Raw genomic sequence first — 18,006 nt, forward strand, 5'->3', positions numbered from 1 at the left:
TAACGTAAACGTTAACGTAACGTAACGTAACGTAACGTAACGTAAGTAACGTAAGTAACGTACGTACGCGTACGTACGTAGAGTAGAGAGAGGCTTTATATTATATTGAAAGAGGGATTTGGTAGAAAAATATGGGGGGATATTATGAAAATTCAAATTGTATTATCAGGATATGGGACAGTAGGAAGAGAGTTTATAAAATTATTAAACGAAAAATATTTATATATAAATGAAACATATGGAATAGATTTAGTGGTAAGTGGCGTATTAGGTAGAAATGTTGCAATACATAATGAGGAAGGGTTATCTATTCATCATTTATTAACGTATGGTGGCGGTACTGCTGCAATTGAAAAATATTTAGAACATCATCCGGAGGAACGTGCAACAAGTGGGATAAGTGGCACTGTATTGGTAGAATCAACCGTTACAAATCTTAAAGATGGAAATCCGGGGAAAAAATATATAAAACAAGCGATTGAGAAACATATGGATATAGTTGCAATTTCTAAAGGTGCACTCGTTACAAACTGGAGAGAAATAAATGAAGCAGCAAAAACGGCGAATGTACGAATACGATATAGTGGTGCAACTGCCGCGGCACTGCCGACTTTAGATATTGGACAATTTAGTTTAGCTGGTTGCAATATTGAAAAAATAGATGGAATATTAAATGGCACGACAAATTATATTCTAACGAAAATGTATGAAGGTGATATTACGTTTAAAGAAGCGCTGAAAGAAGCACAAAATAAAGGGATTGCTGAGACGGATCCTACATTAGATGTAAGTGGTTCGGATAGTGCGTGTAAATTGTTACTTTTGACAAACAGTTTAATGGGAGTAGAGAATACGCTTGAAGGTATATATGTACAAGGAATTGAACACGTTACAATACAACAAATTCGAACTGCTAAGGAACAACATAAAATTATTAAATTAATAGCATCGGCGCATAAAGATGGGGAAGGCAATGTGAATCTAAATGTTGAACCGTGCGAAATAGATAAAGATCACCCGCTAGCAAAAGTAAATGGAACAGAAAAAGGGATAACATTCTTTACAGATACAATGGGGCAAATTACTACAATTGGTGGAGCTTCTAATCCACGCGGAGCTGCAGCAGCTGCTTTAAAAGATGTAATTAACTTATATCGTAAAGATTTATTCCGCTATTTGTGAGCAGTAAAAGCCCGATTGGTGAAGCCTAATAATTAGTGGGGGGATGAACCCCCACACTAATTAAAGTTTCACTTTATAAGACCGTACCGCCCTTTATAAAAAACACATATGTAGTGGACCTTTTGAAAATGAAATAAATATGCAAAAATGATTGCAGGGGGTAAGGATTTGTTTAAAGATTTTAAAGTTGTGAAAGATCGTCCTGTATATATTCAACTGAAAGATTATTTAAAAAAGATGATTATGAAAGGACATTTGCTAGGGAACCAAAAGATCCCATCAACAAGGGAGCTGAGTGAATTACTATCTGTGAGCAGAAATACAGTGCTCTCTGCTTATGCGGATTTAGAACAAGAAGGACTCATTTATGCAGTTAAAGGAAAAGGAAATTTTGTTGCGAAGGTTGATATTTCTAACACTTCGTCTGTTGAAATAGATTGGAAAAATAAACTCAATACAGTTACCGCATTAGCGGATGAATTAGATTTAATGAAACATGGTGTTCGCTGGGAAAAAGGAATGATTGTTTTTAATAGTATAGCCCCGGATGAAAAGCTATTTGATGTAGAAAATTTCAAAAGAGCTTTTCTTACTCGTATGTCCATTGAAGGGGATATTGTATTGAACTACGGATATGCAAAAGGCTATAGACCGTTAATGAATTATTTACTTCATTACATGGAAATGAAAGGTGTAGATATTTCGAACAAAGATATTCTAATCACAAATGGATTTACGGAAGGGTTAGATATTGTACTATCTTCTTTATCGAAAAAATCAGGGCGTGTAATTTGTGAGAATCCAACTCACCATGCTGCACTGAAGCTTTTTCGCTTACATGGACTTGAAGTTCATGGGGTTAATATGAATGATGATGGTATTGATACGAATGAAGTAGAACAAAGTTTACGTGAAAAAGATTTTGATTTTGCGTATTTGATTCCTTCTTATCATAATCCAACCGGTATAGTTACGAGTTCAGAGAAAAGAACGGAATTGATGAGATTATTTTCAAAATATAAGATTCCTATTATAGAGGATGGATTTAATGAAGAATTACGTTATTCAGGTTCACATTTAGCGCCATTATTAACTTTTGCAGGGGCCGGTAATAATGTGATTTATATTAGTAGCTTTTCAAAGGTACTTTTCCCTGGTTTGCGTGTAGGTTGGATCATTGCAGATAAAGAACTGATACATTATTTAGAAAGTGTAAAAAGGGCAAGAACGATTCATACGTCTACGTTAGATCAAGCTGTACTGTTTCAATATTTACATGAAGGGTATTTTGAAAAATATTTAAAAAAAGCAAGATCTGTTTATAAGAAAAAATATGAGTTAGCTGTTGAGGCATGTAATCAGTACATTCCGTTTAAAAGAATGACTGGAGATGGAGGACTTCATTTATTTATTGAGTTAGAAGAAAAAATTAATGCCCGCACACTTTTACAAAAGTGTTATGAGAAAGGTGTAACGTTTTCTCCTGGAAATGTTTTTTATTCTGATGGAGGGGGAGCGAATACCTTCCGATTAGGCTTTTCACGTTTGAAAGAAAAGGAAATAGTTAGCGGGATTCAAATAATTGGTGATACATTAAAAAATGAAATTTGGAGATGAGAAGATGAGAATTGGCGTTATTATGGGAGGCGTATCCTCTGAAAAACAAGTATCAATTATGACTGGGAATGAAATGATTGCACATTTAGACAAAAGTAAGTATGAAATAGTTCCAATTACGTTAAATGAAAAAATGGATTTAATTGAAAAAGCGAAAGACATTGATTTTGCATTGCTAGCATTACACGGAAAATACGGAGAAGATGGTACGGTTCAAGGAACACTCGAGAGTTTAGGTATTCCTTATAGTGGTAGCAATATGTTATCTAGCGGTATATGTATGGACAAAAATATTTCGAAAAAGATTTTGCGTTATGAAGGAGTAGAAACACCAGATTGGATTGAACTCACAAAAATGGAGGATCTAAAACTTGAAGAGTTAGATAAGATAGGATTTCCGTTAGTGGTAAAACCAAACTCTGGCGGCTCGAGTGTTGGAGTAAAGATCGTCAATGATAAAAATGAATTAATCTCTATGCTGGAAAATGTATTCGAATGGGATTCTGAAGTCGTAATTGAGAAGTATATAAAAGGTGACGAGATTACATGTTCAATTTTTGATGGGCAACAGTTACCTATTATTTCAATTCGACATGCTGCTGAGTTCTTTGACTACAATGCAAAATATGATGATGCTAGTACAGTTGAAGAAGTTATAGAACTTCCAGCTGAAGTACAGGAACGTGTAAATAAAGCGTCACTGGCTTGTTATAAAGCATTAAAATGTAGTGTTTATGCAAGGGTTGATATGATGGTGAAGGACGGAATTCCATATGTAATGGAGGTTAACACATTACCAGGGATGACACAATCAAGTTTACTACCAAAAAGTGCAGATGCGGCTGGAATTAATTATAGTAAACTATTAGATATGATAATTGAAACTTCATTACACGTTAGGAAAAATGAAGGTTTTTAATTTTGACACTTTTATAGATTGTGCTATGATGAATACGAAAATAAAATATTTATCCACTAGGGGGGCCTTTTATAGGCTGAGATCAAATGAAATTTTGAGACTCTTAGTACCTGATCTGGTTAATGCCAGCGTAGGGAAGTGGGAAAGACATTGTTATTTAATGAATAAATACTGTCAATTTCACTTTCTTTACGCCTGTAAAGAAAGTTTTTTATTTTACAGCTTTAATAAATGGGATAAATACTTATATTTTATAAATTATTGGAGGGATTTAAATGACTTTTTCACAATCATTACGTAAAGAAGTAGATTCAATTTGGGAAGCAAGTTTTAATCATCCTTTTGTAAAAAACTTGGTGAAGGTACGTTAGATTTAGCAAGTTTCCGTTATTACGTACTTCAAGATTCATATTATTTAAGTCATTTTGCTAGAGTACAAACTTTAGGAGCTGCAAAGGCTCTTGAATTAGAAACGACAGCTCGTATGGCGCACCATGCTCAAAATACATATGAAGCAGAATTATCATTACACGAGAATTTTGCTAAAAAATTAGGCGTTACGAAAGAAGAAAAAGATAATTTCCTACCTGCACCAACTGCATATGCGTATACTTCACATATGTATCGTGCTGCATATGAAGGTCATTTAGGGGATATTATTGCAGCTATTTTACCTTGTTATTGGCTATATTATGAAATTGGTGAACGTTTAAAAGAGTGTCAGCCAGAAGAGCCAATTTATAAAGAGTGGATTTCTGCTTATGGATCAGATTGGTTCCGTACATTAGTAGAAGAGCAAATCACACGATTAGATACTATCGCTGAAAAAGTAACAGAGGCAGACCGTGATCGTATGAGACAACATTTTATTATTAGTAGTCAATATGAATATTCATTTTGGGAAATGGCATATACATTAGAAAAATGGCCAGTGAATGAAGAAGTTAAAGGTGTTATTTCATAAAGAGTATAGAAAAGGTATCGCTATATGAAGAGGCGATACCTTTTCTTATATTTTATTTATGTAAATATTTTGTTAATTATAGATATAAAACAAAACAATCTATTATAATGATTTAGTAATATAAAAAGTAACATAAGGAGGTAGTTATATGTTTAATGGTAACTTTTTATTAATTTAGTATTTACAATGTGTTATTCAAATAATTTAATTTATTCATTCCTGAAATATGCTTGGTTTAAATTTGATTCGTTTATGCTTAACAATATTGGTGAATTTTCTAGTATTATTCATGATTAATATTAATTAAGGGAGGAAGTATTACTAATATGGAAAAATTACGGTTATTAACATTTAAAAATATAGTAGAACCCCTCTATAATGAGAAAGTATCGTATATTTACTTTCCTATTGAATGGCTTGAGATTGTAGAGATACATTATAGAACATTTTTATTAACGAGTAAGTTAAAACTTGTAAATGAAAGATTGTATGATATGTTTTCTGATATATTATTCATTCAGCATAATCCATATATATTAAAGGAAGATACACCTTGGATTGTAGCAAAAGAACCAATGAGACAAGAACAGTTAGACTATATTCTCCAAAGTTGGTATGAGGTTATTCATGATTGGAAACCGAATAAATTAATAGATCAACCACATTTAGAATGGCAGTATGATTTAATTAGTAATTTACCAGTATTACATGATAAAAAAACGTTTTCTAAATGGGTACCAGCTCTTGTTACACATATCTTTTGCGAACAGCCTTTACGTATGAAAAATAAGAATGATGAAGAAGTATATTTTTCACCACTGCGATCCCAACATGTTTCTGAAGCGATGTCTGAGCCAATTAAGGATGAAGAAACACAGGATTATTTCGCTTATGTATATCGGTTTGAATACATAACTCGTGGAGGTGAAAATAGTCCACTATTAAAAGTATCAGTAGGAATTAGACGGTTTTATCAGCAATATAACCATAAAGATATTTCTATACTTTTAGGGCGAAAGCGAAGCCAAATACTTATTTCAACTCCTGAATTTGAATCAAATAAGAAAAAGCAAAGATTTGTAAAATTAAAAGTGCAACAAGCTGAAAAAGGAATAAAGTGGATTAAGCGTTTCAGAAATTTAAAAGATGAGTATAGGATAGGGGGAGAAGTTAAATTAGAACACATTCTCCAATGTCCAAAAGAGTATATTAGAGGAACAAATAAAAGAGTGCTTCTTCCATATAACGAAAACATATATAAAGTTCAAGGGACAAAAATAAAACTTGGTATAAAAGTAAGAGAAAAAAAGGAGCTTTTAAATGAATTCCAACTAACCTTCCCATATTTCACATTAATTCCAGAATGTGAAAGTGTATTAACGAATAATGAGAATGAGTTATTACCTTTAATTACCCCAAAGGAATTAGATTCAATTACGTTAGAAGTATGGTCAGATGATATAGTAATAGAGATAGAACAAGCGTTATTAGATAGCAAAATAGTTTTAGCAAAAAATGGAGATTCCTCCTATGTATTAAATGCAGACTATCCGGTGTTGTTAAAAATAGTAAGATATAACATTGAAAAAGTATTACAAAATCCATATAGAATGCAATATAGCCATAAAAATAAAAAGGAACTTGTAGACGATGTTGTAAAAGCGGTACATGCTACAGCAGGAGAGCAAAATGGAATGAAACTAGCATTAATTGCACTAAAAACTTTTAACGGCCGTGAAAAAATTAATCCAAAGCAAATTATTAGGGAAGGATTCGTTCGAACGCAACGTATTTCAGCTTTTATTAATTTATTTATTGGACAAAGTGTATCTAAAAAAGAAATTATTACCGCTATTCTTAGTTTATTAGAACAAAAGGGGTTCTTGAAGCGTAGTTGGAATAAGATAAAATTACCAGGTATAATTGTAAATTTATCAGTTGAAAAAATCTCTAAATATGATTTCTTACCTATTTTTTCAAAAATAAATGGGAGAGAAATATTATATAAATTATATGGTCAAGAAGAATGGGGTACAATTGATCATACTTTATTAAATATAGGTAATAATAAAGTGTTTTTACCACAACCATCAAAAAAGAATGATATAGGAGCCCACTTTAAACAATTTCTGTCAGAGACATTAGTTGAAATTTTACAAGATGCACATAAACAAAACAAAGAAGTTTATTTTGTTGTAGATGCAAATATGAGGAAACATTGGATAGAAGATTTGCGAAATGAAAGCGTTAATATCGAGGTTTCACCTGAAATAATCTCAAATTTTAAAGAGGATATAAAAATAATTAGAATTAATACTAACTCAGATGTACCGAATTATATTGTTAGAGACCAAAAGTATGTTATGGATGAAACGAGATTATTTGTAGATCAACTGGGAATTTACTATAGCACGGCTGCATACGAATTAAATTGTAATGAGATAACACAGCAGTACATACTCGAAATTATCCCGTTTGGTGTAAAATCTGAAGAGAGAGAAGAAATCGCCAAAATGATACATTACATGTGCTGTAAATCAACCTCGCTCTCAGAACAAAATATTCATAATACGTATGTAATGCATATGGCTAAATTAATTAAAAATTATACTACTGATATTGATTCAAGGGAGTTTAAAGAATTGAATGACGAATTAGATGAAGATGTAATAATTATGGAAAAAGAAGATGGATTGATATTAATATAAATAATAGTATACAAATCCTGTTAGTAATAATAAGCAGGATTTGTCATTTTTTATTGTAAATATAGCTATGCTTTGTCATGTATATTTTCGTTTTCATATTTACTTTATTTACTTTCGGGATTAAGATGTTTTTTAGAAATATCACAAAGGTTTTTCAAATATGATGAACTTTATATTTTGCGAAACTGAAAAAAATTTGAAAGGAATGGGGAATTGTGAAGAAATTAGATGTGCTATTAATGATACTGAGCGGCCTCTTTCCGGTTGCAGGTGTTATGAAGCAAGTCCCTCTAGAACAATCGTTATTTATTGGAGGATTATTATTTTTCACTAGTTTTGGAAGTTACTTTGCTAAAAAGATGTACTCACGAATATGCAGCTGGATAGCGTATGCGCCATTTATTACATTACTGTTAGTCATTTGGAATCAGGATATTTCAACAAATTCAATAATAGCGAACGCGAAAATCGCTGCTTGCATTGCGTTAATTCCATGCTTATTCCGGTTTCGTACATACGGGCTTACTTTGGGATTATTTTCATTATGGGCCGCTTTACTATGGGATATAAAAGAAGTACAGTCGTTAGTCATACTTGAGCGTATGATGAATTTAACGACAAGCCATTATTTATATATTCTCCTTTTAGTTGGAGGACTAATATTAGGTGGATTACTTGCGATGTTAATACACCGTAAAGAGAAAGGCACTAATAAAGAAAATAATAATTTATTTAAGCAAAAAAAGAATCGTAAAAGGCTATCGTTTAAGATTCGTCTTCCAAGATTACCGAAACTTAAATTGAAATTATTTAAATTTCGTGGAAAAGTATCTAAACATAAAACACCAGAAAGAGTTCATGAGCGTAATTACGAAGAAACAGTTGCGGAATATGAAATGACAGAGCAAATAGACCAATACAGTGAAGGCACTGTTCAAGGGCAAACAAGAATGGAACGCCGAAGAAGTAGATATAATGCATAATGAAATTTAGTAACCTCTTAATGATTTATCTTAAAATCGATTAATCATTAAGGGGTTTTTTATGTAATTAAATATAGGCTGCTAATGAGGGATGTATAGCATATTTTAAAGATCGGGACTTCAATAAAATAATGGGAGAAAAGAATACTTATTATATATATGCTTGTATATTATTCTTAGTTAGTTTTTTACATGTTTATTGGGCCTTCGGAGGTAGGTGGGGGATAAATAGTGTTATTCCAACTAAATCTGGAGAAAAAGCGTTTACGCCTCGTGGAAGAATGACATTATCCATTGTGTTACTATTAAGTATGGCAGCAATAATTTTATTACAACAAGCAAATGTTGTTCATTTTGCAGTTCCTCCTGTAATAGTTCAAACAGGTTCCTGGGTTTGTATGATTGTGTTTTTCATTAGAGTAATTGGTGAATTTCATTATTTGGGTATCTTTAAACGAAAAAAGATACGCACTTTGCTAGAATAGATACTATTATATATATTCCTCTTTGTCTTTCTTATCTCTTACGTTTTTATTAGTAATAATCAAGTGAAAATATATGATACACTATAACTTACGTTATTTTAGTAATGAATAGAGGGATTTACATGATAGATAAAATTAAAAATGTTGTCGATGAAATGTATGAGGATGAAGCAAAACATTTACTGCAAAGTCTCCTTATACAATTAGATTTATTAGAAGAGAACTATAGTGAAGATACGATTAAACACTTGATGAGTATACCTAAGCAGCTGACGAATAATACATCCTATAAAAGAAATGTAAAAGAAAGTACACATATTCATATCACTTTCGATGAATCAACAGGCGGATGTTTAAAACATATGTTAAGTCAAGAAGAACTATTTGAAGAGAGTGTTGTTTCATTCTCTGAATTCTTTTCAATTGGACCGATACACCAATTACATACGAATAATGGGCAACTAGCAAGACAGCAATGGTTATTAAACAATCTAACTACTTATGATGATTATTTTGAAGAAGAATATCTACTGAATTTTATAGAAACTTTAGAAGAGCTACATTCTATTCCAAATGAAACACCAATTACCATTTGGAAGGCGAATAACGCACATGAACATGTAGGCCTTTGTTTTGTAATGACTCAATTAAAAGATAAGAAAAATATTCGTATAATTAATACATCTGAAGCGAGTAGAGAAATATTAAAACAAGAGTATGATATACGGGGAACGGGTGAATTGCCGCCCGAAAGTTTAGCTGCTTTCTTAAGGAATTCTGTAGAGTTATCGTATTTAACTAAAGAGACTAGAGAAAAGTTTGAACATGAATGGGATAGTTTATCGAATAGTACAGAGTTATTAAGAATTTGGAAAGACAATGAAGTACATTCAGTGAAAGAAGACTATCTTGATCCATTTATGATTGAATGCGCAAAAAGAATAGGTGCGGATAAAGACTTCCTTAAAGCCCCGAGAGTAATTGGGGAAGTGCTTGGCCATGTCGAACAACTTGTGGGGGATACCTTTTTAGAATATCGCTTGAAAGCATTAATTAAACAAGATACATTTGAATTTGAAGGTTCACTAGAAGAAATGCGTTTTTATAGTGTGAAGTTGAGAAAATAATAAATACATTCCGTTTATGAAAAAGCTTGTAGTTTTAAAACTACAAGCTTTATTTTTTTAGTTGAATTTGGGCTATACATAAGCTTCCTATAGATGTCATATCACATATGAATGTTAAAGGTAATGAATGAAAAGAAGGTGATTTATTAATATGTATAACCAACAAAACTATCCATATGATCAAACAATGTATTATAATCCACAGCAATACGGATATGAACCTGATATCGAAGTTAGAGAGGTTGAACTAGAAGATTATCGACCAGATGATGCGGAAGATGCTCCAACGTCACCACCACCATCACAAGCTCCGTCTTTACCGTCAACATTTGCTTCTCCTGCACAAGCTGGCAATATGAAATCATGGATGTGTAACTGCTTAGGAAGATGGGGATATTTACGTTTGCATCGTCCTGGGCCTTTCGGAAGAGACTTATGGTTCTTTCCGACAGAAGTTAGAAGAAACGGAGTCTCAGGATACACTTGGCAAGGTGGCCGACGTCGTAAAGTAAGTTACCGATATCAACAAATTAGTAATTTTATGTGCTTCGCATAATAGGAAGTGAGAGAGTAGAATAATTTTACTCTCTCACTTTTTTATTTTTCAATATACGAAGTAAGATTTTAATTAAAAATTTACAATTTTCTAGTTTTTATTGAAGTATAATTCAAATGTTGGGTTGATTTACACAAATCATTGAGAGTGAGGGAATACAATGTCAATGAAAAATAAAGTTGGACTAAGAATAGAAGATGGTATTAATTTAGCTTCAGCTCATTTTAAAGAAGATGCTTATGAAATTTATAAAGAATCAAGAAAAGTGCAACCTGTCCTATTTGTAAATAAAAATGAATTAGGTGCGGAGTGGCTTATTACAAGATATGAAGATGCTCTGCCACTTTTAAAAGATAATCGCTTAAAAAAAGATCTGGCAAATGTGTTTCCTCAAGATATAAAGAACATGTATCTTTCCGTTGACAATAGTGATCATTTAACTACGCACATGTTAAATTCAGATCCACCTAACCACAGTCGTTTACGATCTTTAGTTCAAAAAGCTTTTACACCGAAGATGATTACACAATTAGACGGAAGAATTCAGAGAATAGCGGATAATTTAATAAGTGAGATAGAGCAAAAAGGTACATTAAATCTTGTGGATGATTATTCATTCCCATTACCGATTATTGTAATAAGCGAGATGCTAGGAATTCCAAAAGAAGATCAAGCGAAATTTAGAATTTGGTCGCATGCCGTCATTGCCTCCCCAGTAACACCAGAAGAAATAAAAGAAACTGGAAAGCAACTATCTGAATTTATTACATATCTTCAATATTTAGTTGATGTAAAACGACAAGATCCTAAAGAAGATTTGGTCAGTGCTTTAATACTTACAGAAAGCGAAGGGCATAAACTTAGTGCTCCGGAGCTATATTCAATGATTATGTTACTTATCGTAGCTGGACACGAGACAACTGTGAATTTAATTACAAATACAGTATTAGCACTTCTTGAAAATCCAGAACAATTACAGTTATTAAAAGAAAATCCAAAACTAATTGATTCAGCTATTGAGGAAGGATTACGATATTATTCTCCAGTAGAGATTACGACTGCAAGATGGGCGGCTGAGCCGTTTCAAATTCACGAACAAACAATCCAAAAAGGAGATATGGTTATTATCGCATTAGCTTCAGCAAACCGTGATGAAACAGTATTTGAAAACCCAGAAGTATTTGATATTACACGTGAGAATAACCGTCACATTGCTTTCGGACATGGTAGCCATTTTTGTTTAGGAGCTCCACTTGCTAGGTTAGAAGCAAAGATTGCTATTACTACTCTATTTAAACGGATGCCTGAATTACAAATAAAAGGCGATCGTGAAGACATTAAATGGCAAGGCAATTATTTAATGCGTTCTTTAGAGGAATTGCCTTTGACTTTCTAGAATAGTTAAAATGAGACATGCATACATTGAAAATGTTTTACATAGAGTATGTATGTGTTATTTAAATTCGAAACGGAAGGGTGAAAACATCCCAATGATCAACTAATTCTATTTTAAGAGATCTTCGTTACAAAAACGAAATATTCTTCTGAATAGGATTAGTATGTACATTTTTATAGAAAAGGGATGTATTTCACGTTGTGAAAATATAGTCTTTTCATATAGTTTGTGCTGCTTCCTGTTCAGTATGCGAAATAGGAGGCTTTTTTATGTCAACGACTGTAGAAACGAAACAAAATCATGGGGTATCACAAGTATTGAAAAACCGATTTGTACAGGGAATTCTTGCATCAGCATTATTTTTACAAATTGGAATATGGGTTCGAAACTTTGCGGTATTACTGTATGTTATGGAAATGACGAAAGGTGATGCTTTCGCTATATCAATGATTTCAGTTGCTGAATTTGCCCCGATTTTTATTTTCTCATTTATTGGTGGAACTTTTGCTGATAGGTGGAAGCCAAAGAAGACAATGATATGGTGTGAAACGTTAAGCTCTATTTCAGTATTCGCTGTGTTAATTACACTTATGTTTGGAACGTGGAAAATCGTGTTTTTTGTGACGCTTGTTTCCGCAATCCTTTCGCAGTTTTCCCAACCCTCTGGAATGAAGTTGTTTAAACAGCATTTATCAACGGAACAAATTCAATTAGCAATGTCTATATATCAAACGATATTTGCAATATTTATGGTGTTAGGGCCGATTCTTGGAACATTTATCTTTCACAGTTTTGGAATCTATATTTCAATCATAATAACAGGTATCGCATTTTTACTTGCGGCAGCTGTATTGTTATTTCTTCCGAAAGATCTTGAAAACGAAGCAGAGAAAAAAGAAATAACTCTATTACGGGAAATGATTGATGGTATTCAATATGTAAAAAAGAAAAAAGCATTAACTTTGCTAGGGTTTTGTTTTATGGCAGCTGGACTAGGTATAGGGCTTATTCAGCCGCTTGGAATATTTATTGTGACAGAACAACTAGGGTTATCAAAAGAGAGCTTACAATGGTTACTAACAGTCAATGGTGCGGGGATGATTGTTGGCGGAGCTTTAGCGATGGTATTTGCGAAAAATGTGGCCCCGCAAAAGATGTTAATTATCGGTATGCTTGGTCAGGCAATTGGTATTGGTATTATAGGTTACTCCACAAATCTATGGGTGACACTTACAGCACAACTTTTTAGTGGTTTAGCCCTACCGTGTATTCAAATAGGGATAAATACACTTATTATACAAAATAGTGATACGGATTTTATTGGTAGAGTAAATGGCATTTTAAGTCCACTATTCACCGGTTCAATGGTAGTAACGATGAGTATAGCTGGTTCATTAAAGGAGATGTTTTCATTAGGTACGATGTATGAAGGGACGGCTCTACTATTTGTTATTGGATTATTGTTTATTTTACCTATATACAATTTAAAGCCAGTAATAGCAGTAGAAAGTGAAATGAATGGTAAAGGAAGTGCTGTGCAACATGAATCCTAATCCAAATGTTAAATACCCAATTGAAGGAAATCAAAGCGTTCATTTTATAAAAAATACAATAACGAAATCTAATATACTTGTTGGTGACTATTCTTATTATGATGCAAAACAGGGGGAAACATTAGAAGATCGAGTATTATATCATTATGAATTCATCGGAGATCGTCTCGTTATTGGAAATTTTTGTTGTATTGCATCTGGAGTTACCTTTATTATGAACGGAGCGAATCATCGAATGGATGGATTTTCGGCGTATCCTTTTAATATTTTTGGAAATGGCTGGGAGAAATTCACACCGGATTTGTCTGATTTACCGTATAAAGGAGATACAGTTATAGGAAATGACGTTTGGATTGGTATGGATACAACGATTATGCCCGGAATTAAAATAGGAGATGGTGCAATAATTGCAGCTAAATCTGTTGTGACTAAAGACGTCGCACCATATACAATTGTTGGTGGAAACCCTGCAAATAAAATAAAAGAGAGATTTTCAAATACACTAATAGAAGAATTATTGCAAATACAATGGTGGCATTTTGACATTGAGAAGATAACAGAAAATATCGATGCTATTGTACGAGGAGATATAGAATTATTAAGAAGCTAAAAAGGTAATAAAAAATGCATGGCAAAGAGTATCATACCTCCGAATTTTGTTAATGATAATAGAACAAGGAGGTGTGATACTATGGCACAAGACGTTTTATGTGAAGTAAACAACTGTAAATTTTGGGCTAACGGTAATAAATGTAGTGCAGATGCAATTTATGTAGTAAGTCATAAAGGTAAACAAGCATCTACAACGGAAGAAACAGATTGCAAAACTTTCGATCCAGAAGTATAAATTTTTGAAGGGTAGCCAAATCGTGGTTGCCCTTTTATTAATTATAGTATTGATAATAAATCTCATTTTCATTCATTATTTTTAACTTTTCTTGTTATTTTTTTATATTTTCTTCATGAGTGATGTAATCCAATGTAATTCATGTTCAATACGTGATTTACTAAATGCAATGACTTCATTAATAAAAGGTGAAGAAACATCTAGGGATTGAATAGCAGTAATTTGTTTATGTAGTACGTCTTGGCGTATATTCAAAATTTCTTTTCTAGCATCATAATCCAGTTTTTCAAATAGTGCGATACGCACAAGGAATTCAGCATTGTTTGTCGCAAGTTTTTCGGGAAATTCTCTTAACATTTCAGAAAAAATTTCTTCTCCTGTTTCTGTTATGTCGTACATATTTCGGTTTGGTTTTCCAACTTGTTTATGTACATTTTTCGTTATGGCCCCCATATTTTCAAAACGCCGAAGAGTGGGGTAAAGCATGTTATGATTTAATTCGAAATTCTCGCCTAATCGATTTTGAATATTTTTCTTTACTTCATAGCCATGTTTTGGCCCTGTCGTTAATTCTGCAAGTAATAAAATATCAACGTACATAAAAAGCCTCCCCATATATTTCTCAAGTTCTTATTTGTAAAGTTTCGCTTTGTATATGTTAAAATAACATATGTTAGTTTATACAACTTTGAACTGCCGACCTATCACTTTTATTGTAAAAGAAAAGGGAGGAAAGAACTATGGCTTCACCTGAAAATGTTATTTTAGTTCATGAAATTTCAAAGCTGAAAACAAAAGAAGAGTTGTGGAATCCGTATGGATGGTATCAATTTATGAGGGATGATCACCCGGTACATTATGATGAAGAGCAAGATGTATGGAATGTTTTTTTATACGATGATGTAAATCGAGTTTTATCAGATTATCGCTTATTTTCAAGTAGAAGGGAGCGGAGACAATTCTCAATCCCTCCTTTAGAAACTAGAATAAATATAAACTCTACAGATCCGCCAGAACACCGTAATGTACGTTCAATTGTTTCTAAAGCATTTACTCCAAGAAGTTTAGAACAGTGGAAACCTCGTATACAAGCTATTGCAGACGAACTTGTAAAAAATATAAAAAAGTATGATGAAGTTAATATTGTTAATCAATTTGCTGCACCTTTACCTGTGACCGTTATATCAGATCTATTGGGAGTACCTACTACAGACCGTAAACAAATTAAAGAATGGTCTGATATTTTATTTATGCCGTATAGTAAAGAAAAGTTTAATGGTCTGGATGCCGAGAAAGGGATAGCATTAAATGAGTTTAAAGCATATCTTTTACCGATCGTTCAAGAAAAAAGATATCATTTGACCGATGATATTATTTCAGATTTAATACGATCTGAATATGAAGGTGAAAGATTAACCGATGAAGAAATTGTAACTTTTTCATTAGGTTTATTAGCGGCTGGTAATGAAACAACTACAAATTTAATAATAAATAGCTTTTATTGTTTTTTAGTGGATTCACCTGGAATTTATAAAGAATTAAGTAAAGAGCCTAAATTAGTTTCAAAAGCAATTGAGGAAGTGTTACGCTATCGATTTCCTGTTACATTAGCTCGGAGGATTACAGAAGATACAAATATATTTGGACCTTTAATGAAAAAGGATCAGATGATTGTTGCGTGGGTTAGTGCAGCAAATTTAGATGAGAAAAAATTCTCACAAGCTTCTAAGTTTAATTTACACCGAATAGGAAATGAAAAGCATTTAACTTTTGGTAAAGGGCCTCACTTTTGTTTAGGGGCACCACTTGCACGTTTAGAAGCTGAGATTGCATTAAGTACCTTTATAAATGCTTTTGAAAAAATAGAGTTAGCTCCATCTTTCAATTTAGAAAAATGTATATTGGAAAATGAACAAACCTTAAAACACTTACCTATTCGCTTAAAAACTCAATAAAACGTTCAACAAGGTACATTGTATTGTACCTTGTTTTTTATTTCTCAATTGTAAAATTTTAGTGTGTTTTATAGTATGGAGGTGTGTGGAAAAAGAGTAGAGGAGGATGCTTATGTTAACGTGCAATGGGAGTAAAACGTTTCAAACATTTATTAAAGCTGTAACTGATTTAATAGATGGTGATTTATTGGAAGAACAAATCGTGTGTGAAATTGAAAAATTACTAGAAGAACTTTTAGAAAAGAAAACATGGCTTCCGTTAGATAAACAGAAGGCGAATTCGACTCAATATGCACGTCACTTACTGTATGAAGATCCGTTCAAACGTTTTGAAGTATTAGCTCTCGTATGGAAAGATGGGCAGGCTACACCTTTACATGATCATGATGGCACATGGGGAGTAGAAGGTGTTTATTCAGGAAGGATAATGGTACAGAATTTTGTACAAACGAAGCAACTTGGAAGTACACTGTTTTATTTAACACATACAGGAAATCTGTATTTGGGAGAAGGAGAAACAGATAAAGTAATACCACCATCTGATTGTCATATTCTTGAAATTAGTGAAAATGAAAACGTTATCACGATTCATATTTACGGAAAGTGTTTAGAAAAATTTAAAGTATATACTCCAACTGAAGAAAAAAATGTGTACATGTGTGAGACAAAATATATTAGTTATAATTCATAGTTTAAAATCCAAAGCTTTTTTAAAAGAAAGCTTTGGATTTTATTTATAATTATTTCTTGACCTGAAACGCTTTTCATAAATTATAAATAAGGAGTAGCTCACGAGTACCGTATGAAAACGATACCTTTTATTTAATTAGAACTCGTGTATTTATAGAAAGTGGTGAAGAAATAATGAGGTTAATCGCAATTGATTTAGATGGAACTCTTCTTTCGGGAAATAAAATGATTAGTAAAGAAAATGCAGAAGCAATTCGAAAATGTCAGGAAGCTGGCCATGTTGTAGCAATTTGTACAGGACGTTCTATTGTGGATATTGAACGACTATTGTTAGAAGTTGATTTAGAGTGTCCGATTATTGCGGAAAATGGAGCACTTATATATAAAGATAAAAAAATGATGAAGAGATATCCGATTCAAAATATGCAAGCACTTGAGATTGTAGAATATCTTGAAGAGAATGGCTTGTATTATCAACTTTATACTGATAAAGGTGTGTATGTACCGGATTATGGAGTAGAGAGTGTACGTAATGAAATTGAGTATGTGAAGAATTCAAAAGAAAATTTCGACTTGAAAGAGTTAGAAACAATCGCAGCCTTATACCTTGAGCATACAGCGTTTCATAGTGCGAAAAGTTGTAAACCAATTGTAGAAATGGATATACATGTGCATAAACTTTTACCGTTTTCTTATGACATAGAGAAATTAAAAAATTAAAAGAAACGTTTCTGCATAATACCGATTTAGCAATTACATCTTCATATTGGCATAATTTAGAGATTAATCATCGAGATGCTCAAAAAGGAAATGGATTATATACTTTAGCAAAACATCTTAATATTCCAGTTGAAAATACTGTAGCAATAGGTGATGGACTTAACGATGTTTCAATGATGGAAAAAGCAAATGTATCAATTGCGATGGGAAACGCAGTAGATGAAATTAAAGGCAATTTGCAGTACGAGACGTTATCAAATGAAGAACATGGTGTTTGCACTACGGCTTTAATATAAATTTGTAA

14 protein-coding genes, 3 pseudogenes and 1 riboswitch are annotated in these 18,006 nt (G+C 32.5%); of the genes and pseudogenes, 16 read left to right on the forward strand and 1 reads right to left on the reverse strand.

From position 1 onward, the window contains the following. Positions 1-144: 144 nt before the first annotated feature. The 13 genes and pseudogenes from CDB3_RS10815 (at position 145) to CDB3_RS10880 (ending at position 14,337) form a co-directional block, all read left to right on the forward strand. Positions 145-1,182 (forward strand): homoserine dehydrogenase, encoded by a 1,038-nt coding sequence (locus CDB3_RS10815; protein WP_218673340.1) that lies wholly within the window; start codon positions 145-147, stop codon positions 1,180-1,182. Between the two features lie 168 nt (positions 1,183-1,350). Beyond that, entirely contained in the window at positions 1,351-2,799 is a 1,449-nt protein-coding gene (gene pdxR, locus CDB3_RS10820) for a MocR-like pyridoxine biosynthesis transcription factor PdxR (RefSeq protein ID WP_128854485.1), read from the forward strand. Between the two features lie 4 nt (positions 2,800-2,803). Continuing rightward, positions 2,804-3,718, forward strand: coding sequence for a D-alanine--D-alanine ligase (locus CDB3_RS10825; protein WP_128854495.1), 915 nt, complete (start codon positions 2,804-2,806; stop codon positions 3,716-3,718). Positions 3,719-3,766: 48 nt separating this feature from the next. After that, positions 3,767-3,872, forward strand: a riboswitch (TPP riboswitch). 121 nt (positions 3,873-3,993) lie between these two features. Further along, positions 3,994-4,682: pseudogene (tenA, locus tag CDB3_RS10830) on the forward strand (thiaminase II). A 326-nt stretch (positions 4,683-5,008) separates the two neighbouring features. Further along, positions 5,009-7,390: an RNaseH domain-containing protein gene (locus CDB3_RS10835; protein ID WP_128854486.1), complete on the forward strand. Its 2,382-nt coding sequence runs from the start codon at positions 5,009-5,011 to the stop codon at positions 7,388-7,390. Positions 7,391-7,605: 215 nt separating this feature from the next. Further along, positions 7,606-8,373, forward strand: a complete 768-nt coding sequence (locus CDB3_RS10840; RefSeq protein ID WP_128854487.1) for a DUF3959 family protein — start codon at positions 7,606-7,608, stop codon at positions 8,371-8,373. A gap of 131 nt (positions 8,374-8,504) precedes the next feature. Further along, a pseudogene (locus CDB3_RS10845) lies at positions 8,505-8,925 on the forward strand (DUF3995 domain-containing protein). A gap of 55 nt (positions 8,926-8,980) precedes the next feature. Continuing rightward, positions 8,981-9,985 (forward strand): DUF1835 domain-containing protein, encoded by a 1,005-nt coding sequence (locus CDB3_RS10850; RefSeq protein ID WP_128854488.1) that lies wholly within the window; start codon positions 8,981-8,983, stop codon positions 9,983-9,985. 151 nt (positions 9,986-10,136) lie between these two features. Next, positions 10,137-10,541 (forward strand): hypothetical protein, encoded by a 405-nt coding sequence (locus CDB3_RS10855; RefSeq protein ID WP_000282706.1) that lies wholly within the window; start codon positions 10,137-10,139, stop codon positions 10,539-10,541. Between the two features lie 160 nt (positions 10,542-10,701). Further along, positions 10,702-11,937, forward strand: a complete 1,236-nt coding sequence (locus CDB3_RS10860; RefSeq protein WP_128854489.1) for a cytochrome P450 family protein — start codon at positions 10,702-10,704, stop codon at positions 11,935-11,937. A gap of 269 nt (positions 11,938-12,206) precedes the next feature. Next, positions 12,207-13,490 carry an MFS transporter gene (locus tag CDB3_RS10870; RefSeq protein ID WP_128854490.1) on the forward strand — a complete coding sequence of 428 codons (1,284 nt, stop codon included), beginning with the start codon at positions 12,207-12,209 and terminating at the stop codon, positions 13,488-13,490. After that, positions 13,480-14,100, forward strand: coding sequence for a Vat family streptogramin A O-acetyltransferase (locus tag CDB3_RS10875; RefSeq protein ID WP_128854491.1), 621 nt, complete (start codon positions 13,480-13,482; stop codon positions 14,098-14,100). The genes CDB3_RS10870 and CDB3_RS10875 overlap by 11 nt, the downstream gene beginning before the upstream one ends. An 81-nt stretch (positions 14,101-14,181) precedes the next feature. Then, positions 14,182-14,337 carry a DUF1540 domain-containing protein gene (locus CDB3_RS10880; RefSeq protein ID WP_000046091.1) on the forward strand — a complete coding sequence of 52 codons (156 nt, stop codon included), beginning with the start codon at positions 14,182-14,184 and terminating at the stop codon, positions 14,335-14,337. Positions 14,338-14,439: 102 nt separating this feature from the next. On the opposite strand, the gene CDB3_RS10885 is transcribed toward CDB3_RS10880, so the two are convergent. Next, a complete protein-coding gene (locus tag CDB3_RS10885) occupies positions 14,440-14,937 on the reverse strand; it encodes a PadR family transcriptional regulator (protein WP_128854492.1) in 498 nt (165 codons plus the stop codon). Between the two features lie 140 nt (positions 14,938-15,077). Between CDB3_RS10885 and CDB3_RS10890 the strand changes: the two genes are divergently transcribed. The 3 genes and pseudogenes from CDB3_RS10890 to CDB3_RS10900 all read left to right on the forward strand — a co-directional run bounded on the left by CDB3_RS10890 (position 15,078) and on the right by CDB3_RS10900 (position 17,998). Next, the gene (locus CDB3_RS10890) at positions 15,078-16,292 is read left to right on the forward strand and encodes a cytochrome P450 (protein ID WP_128854493.1); all 1,215 of its coding nucleotides are present in this window, start codon (positions 15,078-15,080) and stop codon (positions 16,290-16,292) included. A gap of 112 nt (positions 16,293-16,404) precedes the next feature. After that, positions 16,405-16,983, forward strand: coding sequence for a cysteine dioxygenase family protein (locus CDB3_RS10895; protein ID WP_128854494.1), 579 nt, complete (start codon positions 16,405-16,407; stop codon positions 16,981-16,983). 173 nt (positions 16,984-17,156) lie between these two features. Then, a pseudogene (locus CDB3_RS10900) lies at positions 17,157-17,998 on the forward strand (Cof-type HAD-IIB family hydrolase). The last annotated feature ends 8 nt before the right edge of the window (positions 17,999-18,006 follow it).

Origin of the sequence: Bacillus sp. CDB3, from assembly GCF_002081505.1 — a bacterium.
GTDB lineage: Bacteria > Bacillota > Bacilli > Bacillales > Bacillaceae_G > Bacillus_A > Bacillus_A cereus_AT.

Coding starts and splice junctions, on each gene's coding strand:
- CDB3_RS10815 (WP_218673340.1), top strand. CDS start 145: ATGAAAATTCAAATTGTATTATCAGGATATGGGACAGTAGGAAGAGAG.
- CDB3_RS10825 (WP_128854495.1), top strand. CDS start 2,804: ATGAGAATTGGCGTTATTATGGGAGGCGTATCCTCTGAAAAACAAGTA.
- CDB3_RS10835 (WP_128854486.1), top strand. CDS start 5,009: ATGGAAAAATTACGGTTATTAACATTTAAAAATATAGTAGAACCCCTC.
- CDB3_RS10850 (WP_128854488.1), top strand. CDS start 8,981: ATGATAGATAAAATTAAAAATGTTGTCGATGAAATGTATGAGGATGAA.
- CDB3_RS10855 (WP_000282706.1), top strand. CDS start 10,137: ATGTATAACCAACAAAACTATCCATATGATCAAACAATGTATTATAAT.
- CDB3_RS10860 (WP_128854489.1), top strand. CDS start 10,702: ATGTCAATGAAAAATAAAGTTGGACTAAGAATAGAAGATGGTATTAAT.
- CDB3_RS10870 (WP_128854490.1), top strand. CDS start 12,207: ATGTCAACGACTGTAGAAACGAAACAAAATCATGGGGTATCACAAGTA.
- CDB3_RS10875 (WP_128854491.1), top strand. CDS start 13,480: ATGAATCCTAATCCAAATGTTAAATACCCAATTGAAGGAAATCAAAGC.
- CDB3_RS10880 (WP_000046091.1), top strand. CDS start 14,182: ATGGCACAAGACGTTTTATGTGAAGTAAACAACTGTAAATTTTGGGCT.
- CDB3_RS10885 (WP_128854492.1), bottom strand. CDS start 14,937: ATGTACGTTGATATTTTATTACTTGCAGAATTAACGACAGGGCCAAAA.
- CDB3_RS10890 (WP_128854493.1), top strand. CDS start 15,078: ATGGCTTCACCTGAAAATGTTATTTTAGTTCATGAAATTTCAAAGCTG.
- CDB3_RS10895 (WP_128854494.1), top strand. CDS start 16,405: ATGTTAACGTGCAATGGGAGTAAAACGTTTCAAACATTTATTAAAGCT.